Source organism: Bartonella sp. SL320 (assembly GCF_059687635.1).
Genome location: NZ_CM185143.1, coordinates 425,669 through 439,230, shown reverse-complemented (window position 1 = coordinate 439,230; position 13,562 = coordinate 425,669). Strand labels below are relative to the sequence as shown.

General features: G+C 46.4%; 12 protein-coding genes and 1 tRNA gene. 6 read left to right on the top strand and 7 right to left on the bottom strand.

The window, feature by feature from the left end:
* Positions 1–87: 87 nt before the first annotated feature.
* Positions 88–162: transfer RNA gene (locus AC6ER8_RS01830), tRNA-Thr, on the top strand.
* Positions 163–1,682: 1,520 nt separating this feature from the next.
* Here AC6ER8_RS01830 and AC6ER8_RS01825 read toward each other — a convergent pair.
* A complete protein-coding gene (locus tag AC6ER8_RS01825; protein ID WP_497078864.1) occupies positions 1,683–2,447 on the bottom strand; it encodes a lambda exonuclease family protein in 765 nt (254 codons plus the stop codon).
* Positions 2,448–3,563: 1,116 nt separating this feature from the next.
* Here AC6ER8_RS01825 and AC6ER8_RS01820 point away from each other — a divergent pair.
* A complete protein-coding gene (locus AC6ER8_RS01820) occupies positions 3,564–3,833 on the top strand; it encodes a hypothetical protein (protein WP_497078863.1) in 270 nt (89 codons plus the stop codon).
* Positions 3,834–4,204: 371 nt separating this feature from the next.
* Positions 4,205–4,438 carry a hypothetical protein gene (locus tag AC6ER8_RS01815; protein ID WP_497078861.1) on the top strand — a complete coding sequence of 78 codons (234 nt, stop codon included), beginning with the start codon at positions 4,205–4,207 and terminating at the stop codon, positions 4,436–4,438.
* Positions 4,439–5,169: 731 nt separating this feature from the next.
* Here the strand turns inward: AC6ER8_RS01815 and AC6ER8_RS01810 are convergent.
* The 3 genes from AC6ER8_RS01810 to AC6ER8_RS01800 all read right to left on the bottom strand — a co-directional run bounded on the left by AC6ER8_RS01810 (position 5,170) and on the right by AC6ER8_RS01800 (position 6,381).
* Positions 5,170–5,358, bottom strand: coding sequence for a hypothetical protein (locus AC6ER8_RS01810; protein ID WP_497078859.1), 189 nt, complete (start codon positions 5,356–5,358; stop codon positions 5,170–5,172).
* 2 nt (positions 5,359–5,360) lie between these two features.
* Positions 5,361–5,750, bottom strand: coding sequence for a hypothetical protein (locus AC6ER8_RS01805; protein ID WP_497078857.1), 390 nt, complete (start codon positions 5,748–5,750; stop codon positions 5,361–5,363).
* 313 nt (positions 5,751–6,063) lie between these two features.
* Positions 6,064–6,381 carry an XRE family transcriptional regulator gene (locus AC6ER8_RS01800; protein WP_497078855.1) on the bottom strand — a complete coding sequence of 106 codons (318 nt, stop codon included), beginning with the start codon at positions 6,379–6,381 and terminating at the stop codon, positions 6,064–6,066.
* A 458-nt stretch (positions 6,382–6,839) separates the two neighbouring features.
* Here AC6ER8_RS01800 and AC6ER8_RS01795 point away from each other — a divergent pair, with 458 nt between their 5' ends.
* On the top strand, positions 6,840–7,901 hold the full coding sequence (locus AC6ER8_RS01795; protein WP_497078853.1) for a YdaU family protein: 1,062 nt from the start codon (positions 6,840–6,842) through the stop codon (positions 7,899–7,901).
* Positions 7,902–7,903: 2 nt separating this feature from the next.
* Positions 7,904–8,047 (top strand): hypothetical protein, encoded by a 144-nt coding sequence (locus AC6ER8_RS01790; RefSeq protein ID WP_497078851.1) that lies wholly within the window; start codon positions 7,904–7,906, stop codon positions 8,045–8,047.
* 699 nt (positions 8,048–8,746) lie between these two features.
* Here the strand turns inward: AC6ER8_RS01790 and AC6ER8_RS01785 are convergent.
* Complete coding sequence (locus AC6ER8_RS01785) at positions 8,747–9,136, bottom strand: hypothetical protein (protein WP_497078849.1); 390 nt, start codon at positions 9,134–9,136, stop codon at positions 8,747–8,749.
* Between the two features lie 42 nt (positions 9,137–9,178).
* On the opposite strand from AC6ER8_RS01785, the gene AC6ER8_RS01780 reads away from it, so the two are divergent.
* The gene (locus AC6ER8_RS01780) at positions 9,179–11,965 is read left to right on the top strand and encodes a toprim domain-containing protein (RefSeq protein ID WP_497079707.1); all 2,787 of its coding nucleotides are present in this window, start codon (positions 9,179–9,181) and stop codon (positions 11,963–11,965) included.
* 32 nt (positions 11,966–11,997) lie between these two features.
* Here the strand turns inward: AC6ER8_RS01780 and AC6ER8_RS01775 are convergent, their stop codons facing one another.
* Together AC6ER8_RS01775 and AC6ER8_RS01770 are read right to left on the bottom strand one after the other, a co-directional pair.
* Complete coding sequence (locus tag AC6ER8_RS01775; RefSeq protein ID WP_497078848.1) at positions 11,998–12,690, bottom strand: hypothetical protein; 693 nt, start codon at positions 12,688–12,690, stop codon at positions 11,998–12,000.
* Positions 12,691–13,010: 320 nt separating this feature from the next.
* Positions 13,011–13,475, bottom strand: coding sequence for a hypothetical protein (locus AC6ER8_RS01770; protein ID WP_497078847.1), 465 nt, complete (start codon positions 13,473–13,475; stop codon positions 13,011–13,013).
* Positions 13,476–13,562 lie beyond the last annotated feature (87 nt).

The following is a 13,562-nucleotide window of genomic DNA, read 5'->3' as shown; positions in this document are numbered from 1 at the left end:
AAGATACGTTTTCTTGCAAGAATATACAAATGTTCTCTTGCCTATTTTCTAACAATATGGCACAAGACAGCGCAACGATTGAAAACGGCTGCGGTAGCTCAGTGGTAGAGCACTCCCTTGGTAAGGGAGAGGTCGAGAGTTCAATCCTCTCTCGCAGCACCATTTTATGCTTCTTTCGCCTCCTAGCTCTTCTTATCCCGATAAGCTCTTATCCCTCCAAACCTCTCTCCCCTCATTCCATACCATGCCACAAGCGCAAACCACGCCCTAAAAAACACACACAACGCATAAACAAAGCATAAAATCTTCCACACTCAAAAACTTTCCCTTACTTTCACGTTTTTACATTTTTACAGAAAATAACAAATAGAACATCCAAACCACAACCGAACACTCCCTCATCTTAAAAAAAAACGAAAGGAGACAACTTCCAAACCACCCCCTTCTTAAACAATCCTCAAAGGACCAAACTTTTCACCCCACGAAATAAATAAAGGCCTACACTTCAACCTCTTTCCCCAATCCTCTCTCCCCCCATTCCATACTATGCCACAAGCGCAAACCACGCCCTAAAAGACACACCAAGTCTCAATCTTTTTCTCTTAAAACTCTATTCGCTCTTATCAAAATCCTCCATCCTTTAACCCCCTCCCTCCTTTAAATATGCGCTTTCAACAGCTTTAAACTCAATGATCGGCTTCAAAATCAATACGCATCAATGACACGCTTAATCCCCAAACGCTCTGCAAACAGCTTTTGAAACTGCTGCACCACAAAAAAACAAGTCCCTCTCTCATCTCCCTCTCCTCTCTCATCTCCCCCTTTTTTATATGGGCCCCCTCCTCCACTTGGTATCAAGCCGCACTGTCGCTATAATCATATCCCCCTTTGTCTTTGTTCCCCTTATTTTACAGCCCCTATCTCTCTTTTTCCTTGCAAGCCCTCCTAACTTGAACGTCTTCCTCATCATCCTCGCCCCCTGCTAACCGCACCCCAATTCTTCAAAACATGCTCCCCCTTTCCCCCTAACGTGCCGCTCTCACCCCTTTAGCTCCCTTTCTCCCTATCGGCTCCCTTTCTATCAGTAAAAACGCCCCCACCCCCCACAAGAGAGCCCACACACATAAAAAAACAGCGCCGCAACGCCCTCCCAATGAACCAAAGCATCCCCCCCTTCTTGATCCTTCGTGAAAAAACACTTAAAGCCCTCCACCACCTTATTTGCCAACATCTCCCTCAACCTATCCCGTCAACGCGTCCCTCAATCTATCTGTCAATTTATCTGTCAATTTGTCCGTCAATGCGTGGCATAGGGGAGTGATGGGGGGGGCATTGCCCCACAAACAAAGCCTCCACAAAAACAGCCAAAACCGCATGCCTCTCTCTTCTCGCAACTGAATTTCCCCCCATTACTGCCTTATTCCAAGCGACTTTATTCCAAGTTATCTTGTTCCAAGCTAGCGTGTTCCAAGCTCGCTTGTTCCAAACTAGTTTGTTCCAATATCTTGCCTTCAAAATGCTTCTTCATCTCCCCACGTGCTTACATCACCCCGCCATTTTCTTCCCCCCACGTGCCTCCAAAACCACCCACCATTTTCTTAAAGCAATACGTGTCATTCCAAGCGTCTTATCCTCTGCAAAATTCACCTATTTTTCTGCTTTTGCCTTCTTATATGCCCTTATTATAAAATTTTTCTCCACTGGACAGATCCCCTTCTTCCTCGCCGCAGTCTTGTTTTGCCTTCCAGAGGCTTTTTCTGCAACGCTCTGCCTTCCCCCTCCTTTAACGTCCTGTCTGTTTTTATCCTACGGTCTGTTCTTATGCCAAAGCCTGTCTCAAAACACTGAATGTGCTGGACCATTTTCTCCAAAGCCTCATTAAAACGGTTAATTTCATTTTCAAGCTTGCTGATATAGGCTTCATCACGATAAGCCCGTTTAATCAAAGGGGGCATATCCGGCCAATAGAGCATTAAATCCACCCATTCGCGTTGCGAAATCCATAACCCTCCTTGACATTGTGCTTTATGTTCTGCTGGAAAACGCTTTTCCATAAAATGCGGAATTAAAATTTCTGGTTTTTTTGTTTTAATTTCCAACAATCCATTTTTTCCCACAAAAGCATCGGGGGAAAATCCTTTTCTACGATCATCGGCCAAAACAAAGCCAATACATTCCGGTTCTGTTTCTGTCAGTTTGCCATAAAGCTGTCGCGCGCTTGGTTCTAATTCTGTTCCCCGTCGCATCGACACTGTTGTCCCTTCCTCAACGGTTTTTCCAGTAATTCTTTCTCCTGCCAATTTCATCATCACACTATGATATCGTGCTGTTTTTTGCCCTTGTTTTTTTTGTGCCATGACCATTTCAAACAAAGAAGCCGTAATTAAACCATTGCGCGCTTTTTGCCATTCCTCTGTTCCTTGAATACAATCGATAATGATTGGCATGGTATTTTCCCCCCTTTGATCTGGTGCTATATATCCTCTTTAAAACATCACACTTTGCGTATTCACACTTTATGTATTTCCCTAAACGAGCCACACCCCAGCTGAAAACACAACAGAGGCATCCTCCCCCCCAAGCCCCTCAAACCTCTGTGAAACGCCTCCCACACTGTTTTCTCTTCCCTTCTCTTTTCTCACGTCCGCGATATCTTTCCCCAAAGTGCTTCCTTGCCTCTCGTCTTTCGCTGGCCCTCAAAAATGCCCTCTCAAAAACAGCGCCCCCAATGAACGAAAGCACAAACAAGCATCATTGTTGCCCCAATGCAAAAAAAACACTTGAATCCTTAACGTCTCTCTCACCTTGCTTGCCAACATCTCCCTCAACGTATTCGTCAACGCGTTCATCAACTTATCCGTCAATTTATCTCTCATAGGGAGAGCTCATTGCCTCCAAACAAAGCCAAGATAAAAACATCCAGAACCGCGCGCGCCTTCCTTACTTCCCCGATATCTTACCTCCCAAAATACGTCCCTTATCCCCCACGGGCTTTACCCCTTCAAACACCACCTGCTATTTTCTTAAAGCAACGCTTGTTACGCTAGGCTTCTGCCCCCTCCACTTGCCCCCTTTGAACTGACCTTTTGATATCCCCCCGTCTGGCTTTTCCCCTCTTCATACTTCATGGCACTTTACTGCCCGCAGAAACTTTGCTGATCACACTAAGCAGCCTTCTCCCATTGGACTTCCTCGCTGCTTGTACATTCTGATCTCTCTTCCCCCTATCTTACAGCCCCACCTCCCTTTTTCCTTGCACGCCCTCCTAACTTGCACGCCCTCCTAACCGCTCTTGCCCCCTTTGAACTGACCTTTTGATATCCCCCCCGTCTGGCTTTTCCTCTCTTCACACTTCATGGCACTTTACTGCCCGCAGAGGCGTATCACTGCAAGATTTTCTCGCCATCTTTCCTCCTTGCCTATCTCTCAAAAATCAACCAACATCTAACCTTTTCCCCCTAATGTGCCGTACCCCCTTTTTTCCTATCGGCTTCCCCGGCTTCAAAAACGCCCCCACGAAACACCCTCTGCAAAACAGTGCCCCTGCAAAACAGCTGCCCCCAATGAACGAAAGCACAAACAAGCATCATTGTCGCCTCAATGCAAAAAAACACTTGAATCCTCAACGTCTCTCTTACCTTGTTTGCGCAACATCTCCCGTCAACTTATTCCGTCAACGCGTTCATCAACCTATCCGTCAATTTATCGATCATGGGGGGCGCTTTTTTTCATTCTGCTCTTGTCCACCTCCTATTGGACAACAGAAAAATCATAGCAGCAATATTCTTCCTCCAAGTTTTTTGCCATATCCTCCGCCGCCTCTTGCGATATAAAAAAGACAGCGTTTTCTTGTTGTCTGTTTATTCCCATACCAACCCTACGGGTAGTGTGCAAAAAACACAATGTTGATGACTTCAATAGGAAAGCGTTTGTGGTGAGAAAACGATAGTCGGGATTCTCATTTAACACACAAAATAACACGCAAAAAATGAATATTTTTGATAAATCAAGACGGTGCCTTATAAAAACATGCTCTTCATGCCCTCCTTTCCCCTAATGTGCCACTCTCACGCCTGCCCCCCTTTTTCCTATCAGATCCCCCAGCTTCAAAAACGCCCCCACGAAACACCCTCTGCAACACGGCACCCCTGCAAAACAGTGCCCCCAATGAACGAAAGCACAAACAAGCATCATTGCTGCCTCAATGCAAAAAAAACACTTAAAGCTCTCAACGTTTCTCTCACCTTGTTTGCGCAACGTCTCCCGTCAACTTATCGGTCAACGCGTTCATCAACCTATCCGTCAATTTATCGATCATGGGGGGCGCTTTTTTTCATTCTGCTCTTGTCCACCTCCTATTGGACAACAGAAAAATCATAGCAGCAATATTCCTCCTCCAAGTTTTTTGCCATATCCTCCGCCGCCTCTTGCGATATAAAAAAGACAGCGTTTTCTTGTTGTCTGTTTATTCCCATACCAACCCTACGGGTAGTGTGCAAAAAACACAATGTTGATGACTTCAATAGGAGAGCGTTTGTGGTGAGAAAACGATAGTCGGGATTCTCATTTAACACGCAAAATAACATGCAAAAAAATGAATATCTTTGATAAATCAAGACGTTGCCTTATAAAAGCATGCTCTTCATGTTCTCCAAAACCACCCGCCATTTTCCCTGCATATTTGTTACCCTAAGCTCCCCTTCACCATCCCCTTGCCCTCTCTGAACTGACCTTTTGATATCCCCCCATTCAATACTGTCTGGCTTTTCCTCTCTTCATACTTCATTACACTTTACTGCCCGCAGAAACTTTGCTGATCACACTAAGCAGCCTTCTCCCATTGGACTTCCTCGCTGCTTGTACATTCTGATCTCTCTTCCCCCTAATGTGCCGCTCTCACGCCTGCCCCCCTTTTTCCTATCGGCTTCCCCGGCTTCAAAAACGCCCCCACGAAACACCCTCTGCAAAACAGCTGCCCCCAATGAACGAAAGCACAAACAAGCATCATTGTTGCCTCAATGCAAAAAAACACTTGAATCCTCAACGTCTCTCTTACCTTGTTTGCGCAACGTCTCCCGTCAACTTATTCCGTCAACGCGTTCATCAACCTATCCGTCAATATTATCGATCATGGGGGGCGCTTTTTTTCATTCTGTTCTTGTCCGTCTCCTATTGGACGACGGAAAAATCATAGCAGCAATATTCTTCCTCCAAGTTTTTTGCCATATCCTCCGCCGCCTCTTGCGATATAAAAAAGACAGCGTTTTGTTTTTGGGGCTCGAGTTTGATTAAATTGCGAATATTTCCAGCATAATAAAGTGGAATGCCTCGATAAGAAGTCTTAAGATAACTTGGCATGATTACCACCAATAATCGGCCAAGACATCACAGGGACGTAAACGATGCTGTTTTTCATAAGAGCCATAAAGATGATCTTCATAATCACGCGCGGCCCTTTCATATAAACACACATGATAGGCTTCACTATTCAAAATGAACGGCTGCAATTGTGTATTATCTTCACTGATCTCGTAATTTTCGGTATAAAAATCCGCGATTTGTTCGCTCACATCTTCAGAATGATTTGTTGTCAGATCAAGTCGTAAAACTTTATAAACGGTTTCAGATTCTGCAATCAGATCGAGTACTTCTTCAATTTCATCGATGGGTCCTTCATAGGTATCAGGCTTTTCATCTTCGCAGAGAATGATAATGATTTCATCCTCTTTAATGAATGGAATATTTTTCATAATTTTCCCCCTTTAGATCGTTAATAAAACCTAGCTTTGTCTTGACAAGGCCAAATATAGCGTTAGTCTTATATCCTCTATAGGAGAGATGTCAATCATTTTATCCTTCATAAAAGATATATTTTAAATCTTTGCGGGGCTCCAATGACATATGTCAACAAAAATTTATTGTTCTCAGCGCCCCTCATGTTCTTTTGTTGTTCTCTATTTGTTCTTACTCAATTGCAATTATAAACACACAGGAGAGATAAAATGAATGATATACGCTTAATAGAATACTGGAATCGCCTTGATTCAAAAGCACAGAAGGAACTTATTTTGAAGCTTCGTCGACAGGTCGCCGCAAAAGAGTTAAAATTGCCTGCCTCTCCTGCGGAGAGAGTTTTGAAATAAGCTCTATAAATTCTTTATCTTCAGGACTAGCGCCCTTATCGTAAAGAATATAATTCATACTGATATTAATTTCGTGACAAATTCGCGAGAGGGATTCGATTGTTGGTTCTTTTCCTTCAGAAAGAATAGAATGCAGATACCCAGCGCCTTTACCGGCAGCAAGGGAGATCGATCTTTTTGACCGTCCACTTTTTTGCACGGCGGTCTTTAGTCTTTGACGCCAACCATCAATATTCATGATTTCACCATATAGCGCGTCTTTAAAAAAAAACACGTCCTTTTTATAAAACGGGCTTGCAATATCCTCTAAAAAGGATAAAATTAAGGCAATAAACTTTATTTTTTAAAGGAGATTTTTTTATTTTGGGATCATAAAAGCACCTTAACCACCCAACAGAGTACAAAAGACTATCTCGAAAAGCTGACATATTGAGCTCCAAAGCTGATATATTAAGCCTTAAAGCGAACATATTGAACCCTAAAGCTAACATATTGAAAATGTGTTTTTTTCTTTATTTTTTTCATAACCGCACACTCAAATTGTAAGTTTGCCTATCCTTATCAACACACACGCATTTATAAACGTTATAAAGAAGTTCCCATCATCAAACAGAACCACACACAAATTCATTTTCTGTTTGCGCTGTTATCGTCAGTAAAACTTGTCGTTTAAGAAAGAAGAAAGTAGATTGTCGTATGAAACACGCTCATCAACAAGAAGCTCCTCATTATGAATCGTCCAGACTTCCTTATGTTTGTTGGTATCAAAATGACTTTCTAGGGGGTGTTCGTGGCATGCGTGCGCACGAGATTGGAATTTATACGATTCTTCTCAATGAAATGTATGCACGGGGTCGTCCTCTAGAGATATCGGAGGAACGTTTAGCGCGTCTTTGTGGTTGTGACAAGCGAACTTTTGTTAATGTTTTAAAAATGCTCATTGAAGAGGGAAAAATTTTAAATTTAGCCAATGGCTTATGGAACCAGCGTTGCGAAAATGTTTTTCAAGAGCGCGAAAAATTGCTTGAACAAAAATCCTTTGCGGGGCGTTCTTCGGCTAAAAAGCGCAAGAAAATCAATGCTGAGATACAACAAGTGCTGAACGAGCGGACAAAAGATGTTTCACAAAGCTCAGAAACTCAAAAGGCAGAAGAAAAGAAAACACCTATCGGTGTTTTAGAAAAACAAGTTTTATTTTCTAAATTAGACCCTGGTCTTTCCTGCGAAGAGAGTCTTGAACAAAGCAATCCCTCTTCGGCTTTTTTTTCGCCTCCAGCAACGGAACACTCTCCAAAAGAAACAGAACAAAACACCGGCTCGCTCAAGGCTCCCCAAGCAAATCTCCATAGCGCTCATGCGCCATCGGCCACTCTTACCCCCACTGTTGCTGTGGAAAAAACTAAAAAAAACGCCTCTCGCTCTTCTTCCAAGTCAGCTTGTTCCAACACGCCCCCCACTGTCTCAACAGCCCTTGTGAAAGGACACCGACTTCCCAAAACTTGGCAAGCAGACATCGAGGCAGCTGTTTTGGAAGGTTTAAGTGAAAGCCAAGCCCATTGGCAAGCCAAAAAGTTTCGCGATTATTGGCAAGCCAAGAGCGGTAAAGAAGCGCTTAAAGTAGATTGGCAAGCCACATGGCGCAACTGGTTTCGCCGTGAGATCGAACGGCTAGAACAGCAAAAACAGGCAAACTCACAAAATCTTTCTGAAGAAAACGAAAACCTTTACCGCAGTCTGATCAACTATAGCGACGATTAACGATGCCAACGATGCCAACAATACCAACGATGATTGACACCACACGAACAATTTCAAACAAAGGCGGGGGCACACATGTTTCAAAAGCACAAAAAAAACCACTTCAGGCAAAACCACATCCAACCAAACCACACGGAACAAAATAACGGGGATAAAAACACCCCTGCACGCAGCCACAGCCAAAGGCTTTTCCCAGTCTGCTTTTCTCACAACAGCGCGCACCCCACACGCCTCATCTTTACTTCTCAAAGGAACAGAACACCCGTACGCTGCTCCACCCTCTTCACGCACACACCATGCCCCACCGCCCTTCTCATACAAGGACGCTATTTCCCCAACAGGAAAACAGACATCAATACAACCGCTTTGGAAACCTCCAACAAAGAACAAGCCTCAACACCCGCAAGCCGCTCCACCCTCTTCTTCACGCACACACCATGCCTCACTGCTCTTCTCATACAAGGACGATGCTTTCCCAGCCGGCAAACAAATATCAAGGCAGCTGTTTTAGAAGGTTTGCGTGAGAGCCAAGCCCATTGGCAAACCAAAAAGTTTTGTGACGATTGGCACGTTATTTTCGCTTCAAAAAACGCATTTTTTGCTGCATACAACCAACATTTCAAAGCCGTAAAATGCCCATTCTCTTCACACGGGGGAAAGCCCCTAAACAATAGGCAACAGCGCGCACCCCACAAAATACGGAAAACATCTCTGTATGCCCCGTCTATCTCATCCACATAAAGGACAACGCCTCAGCACACACCGGCTGCCAACACAAAACCACCGCTTTTATTCAAAAAAAACCACCTTCTTAGAAGCTTGAGCAAACACAAGAGTGGAGCTTTTCAAAAAGACAAGCCAAGCGCCATAGCACAACAAATTTCGCCATCTGATCTCATGGCGAGAACAGCAAAACAATCCTTTTGAGAAAAACGAATAAGATCACCAATGACCATGAGTACAATTTTTGAAATCAAACAAAAACTTATCGCACAAGCAAATATCAATATAACCGTTTTAAAAACTTCCAACAAAGAACAAGCCACAATACCCGCAAACCACCCTACAGCCCCCCTCCCTTTCACGCACACACCATGCCCTACCGCCGCTCTCCTTATGCAAGGGCGCTGCTTTCCACGCAGACAAGCCGATTGAAAAGCCCAAGAGTGGAGCTTTTCAAAAAGATAAGCCAAACGCCATAGCACAACGGATTTTTCCGCACAATCGAACAGCAAGAACAATCCTTTTGAGAAAAACGAATAAGATCACCAATGACCATGAGTACAATTTTTGAAATCAAACAAAAACTTACCACCCAAGCAGAGAGGATCGCAGAAATGCTTCTTCCCCAAGGGCACAAACGTGGCAACCATTGGATTGTTGGCAACACACGCGGTGAGCCCGGTCAAAGTTTATCGATTTGCTTAAGCGGCAGTAAAGCAGGGCTTTGGTATGATTTTGCCGAAAGTATTGGAGGCGATCTTTTAGACCTTTGGTGTGAAGTCAAAGGCATGAACCTTTCTCAAGTATTAGAAGAAGCACGCGCAACGCTTAATCTGACACGCCCCAAACCCTTTATGGCGCCCCAACGTTCCTACCGCCGTCCACCGATGCCTCAAGGACGCTCTCCACAAACCCTCGTCAAAAACTATCTTCACAAAGAACGCCATATCCCTCTCGAGGTGATAAAGCGCTACCGCATAGGAGAAGACGGCGAAAAAATCATTTTCCCCTTTTATAAACCCGATGGCACCCTTGCTTTAGTCAAAGAACGTCTCGCTCAAGCAGGCGCAAAAACAAAACCGACAGCCGCCCAATGTGAACCGATTTTATTTGGTTGGCAAGCCCTTTACCCCACAACCCACGCCGCCACGCACGCCTCTCAACCCACAACCGCAAACCACACCGGCACGCAGGCCCCCCAACCCACAGCCACAAACCACACCACCCCGCACGCACCCCAACCCGCAGCCGCAACCCAAACCGGCACACACACCTCTCAGCCCACATCCACAACCCACACCGGCACGCACGCACCCCAACCCGCAACCGCAAACCACACCGGCACGCACGCCTCTCAACCCACATCCACAGACCACGCCGCCACGCACACCCCCCAACCAGCGACCACAACCCACGCCAGCACGCACACCCCCCAACCCGCGCCCACAGCCCACACCGGCACACACGCCTCTCAACCCGCAGCCACAACCCACGCCACCACGCACGCCTCTCAACCCGCGACCACAACCCACACCGGCACGCACGCACCCCAACCCGCAGCCGCAAACCACACCACCACGCACGCACCCCAACCCACATCCGCAGACCACACCAGCACACACACACCCCAACCCACATCCACACCCCACACCGGCACGCACGCACCCCAACCCGCAGCCGCAACCCAGACCACCCCGCACGCCTCTCAACCTGCAACCGCAAACCACACCACCCCACACACCTCCCAACCCACAGCCACATCCCACGCCACCACACACACCCCCCAACCCGCAGCCACAACCCAGACCACCCCGCACGCCTCTCAACCCGCAGCCGCAGCCGCAGACCACGCCGCCACGCACGCACCCCAACCCGCAGCCACAAACCACACCACCACACACACCCCCCAACCCACATCCACAACCCACACCGGCACGCACGCCTCTCAACCCACAGCCACAAACCACACCACCACACACCCCCCCCAACCCACATCCACAACCCACACCGGCACGCACGCACCCCAACCCGCAACCGCAAACCACGCCAGCACACACACCTCTCAACCCACAGCCACAGACCACACCGGCACGCAGGCACTCAAAAATCACACGACGTTTCCCACGCTTTCTTCCAAAAACCGGACAATTGTCATCACGGAAGGGGAAATTGATGCGCTATCGCTTGCGGCCTATGGCTATCCGACGGTCTCACTTCCCTTTGGCGGTGGAAAGGGTGGCAAACACAATTGGATTGAAAATGAATTTGATCATTTAGAAGCTTTTGAAACCATTTTTTTAGCCACCGATATGGACCAACCCGGAGAAGAAGCCGCCCGTGAAATTGCCAGCAGGCTTGGGCGTCATCGTTGCTACCGTGTGCGTTTACCTCTCAAAGATGCCAATGAGTGTTTAACCGAAGGGATTGATGCAGCCACCATAAAAGCGGCTTTTGCTTCTGCTCAATGCTTTGCACCAGAAGGCTTACGGCGCGCCTCAGACTATAAAGATCAAGTCATTGGGCTTTTTTGGCCAGAGCCTGAAAAACATGTTGGCTATACGGTTCCCTATCCTAAACTTAAAGGAAAACTCCATTTTCGCCCGGCAGAATTAACGCTATGGAGCGGCGCCAGTGGTGCCGGCAAAAGCCAATTGTTATCTGACTGTATTCCCCATTGGATTGCGCAAAACAGTCGTCTTTGCTTAGCCTCTCTAGAAATGAAAGGAGAACAATCACTCCGGCGTTTAACCAAACAAACGGGCGGCTTAGAAAAACCGACAAAAGAGACCATTGAACGCATTTTGCATTTTTTAGACGAGGGGCTTATCCTTTATGAACATGTTGGCAAATCAAACGTTGAGACCCTGCTGGATGTCTTTGACTATTGTCGTGCGCGCTATGGATGCGATCAATTTATTATCGACAGTCTCATGCGGCTTGGCATTGCCTCGGATGATTATGCCGCACAAGAACAAGCAGTTTATAAAATGGTTGATTGGGCTGTTTTAAACAATGTGCATATTCATCTTGTCGCGCATGCCCGTAAAGGGGGGCTGGATAAAGATATCCCTGGAACAGAAGATATTAAAGGCGCCTCAGAAATTGGTGCCAATGCTTTTAACATCATCACCATTTGGCGCAATCGGTCTTTAGAAGATAAAATTTTTGCCGCCTCTTTGACAGCAGAAAAAGCCGATTTAGTCAAACGTCCCGGTGTCATTATGAATATTGCCAAACAACGTTCTGGCGATTTTGAAGGCAAAGTAGGTCTGTGGTTTGATCCCCAAACCTATCGCTATCGCTGTTCTTTTGAACAATCCTTACCCCGCCAGTATCTTTAAGCGCCCCACGCTCTTAACGCCCCACCACTTTTTTAAAACACGCCTTCCCCTTCACGACATGCAGACTTCACTGTCTGATTAATAAAAAGAAAAAGAGGCACAAAAATGCAGGTCAAGACATCCCTATTCGAGAACCAAAGCCAGTCAAATCCCAGATGCTCTGCTCCCAGAGAAACAAAGAACAAGATCAATCCCATAATGCAGCCAAGCAGGAGTAAATCCAAAAGCCACAACACCCCAACCGTATCGCGATGCGCGCGTACAAAGAACCTCAAGAGCAGTTTTAACGCTACAGCACAAACCAACACCGTCAAGAATATCCCCCTGATACGATCCATATCTCTAACGCCCACCGCAAAAAGCCACAGGATACCCCCTATCAAGCAACAAAACACCACCGCCTTCACAAACTCAACCCAAGCCACAGGCAGACTTTTTACACCCAAATGCATCACACCCAAAACAGCGGCAAACATGCAAGAAAACACCACCCCCTTCAACAATAACGCCCCGCTCACAGCGCCGCTTCTAACATCATCTGCGGAAATAAACCCCCCCGCAAATGCAAAATCAAGATAAAGAGCCATGACGCCATAAAAGACCACCCATCTCCAAAAAGGCAGCCATCCTCTCACCCCGCAACGCGCGGCAGCCTTATAAAGAAAAGCCAAGCCAACAACCAAAATGCAGACCAACAACAGCAAAAACAACCCATTAAGTGACATCAACGCACGCCCCCATAAAGTCATACAAAATCATACAAAATCGCACTCATACAAAATCACACAAGGAACCCCTCCACAATGCAAGCTCCCTCTCTTCAAGATCCAAGGACAATTTCAGCCATATCTCATTACCCCCCATATACCATTCGTCCCCATATTCCCTTTACCCCCATGCTCCATTTACCCCCCTCCAGCCATTTACAAATGCTGAAAACACGACTCTATACAGACAAGCCCCAACATTTGCTCCTTGTCATACCAAAATATTTGGGCTGCGACAAAAGCACAGATGAGGCAAAAGGCGACAATGAAGCCAACAGCTATTCTTTTCCATAACAAGGCCCGCGGAACAACCGAACGCTTCCCCCCACATAAAGAAAATCAAACCAAGTCACCCCAAGGCGCTTTGCAAGGATAGCAGCAAAACCCCCAGCAAAACCAAAGACAAGCCCCAAAAGGACACTAAACACCCCCTTATTGGAAAACCAAAGCCAAGACAAACCAACACGCTCAGCTTGCTTATAAATAAACTGAGAGACAAGGGCCAAAATGAAGCCAAACAACGCCATTTTGAAGAACTGCCCCTTCGTTACCCCACGCCGCCGCAGTACTTCATAACCCACCATAAGGAGAATGCCGGACGTCCCATAAAATGCCAAAGCCCGTAAAAAGACGCCCCACGTCATCCCAAGATCCTGCATTTGCACATAAACAGCCCCACAGACAGCAAGCACAATGCAGAAAAACACCCATCTTCTAAAGACAAAAACGCCGCGCACCATCATGCCACTCCCCCATCAAGTCATACCGCCATCACACCACTGTCTCATCAAATTATTCCCCCATCAAGTCATGCAAAGGAAAAACCACCA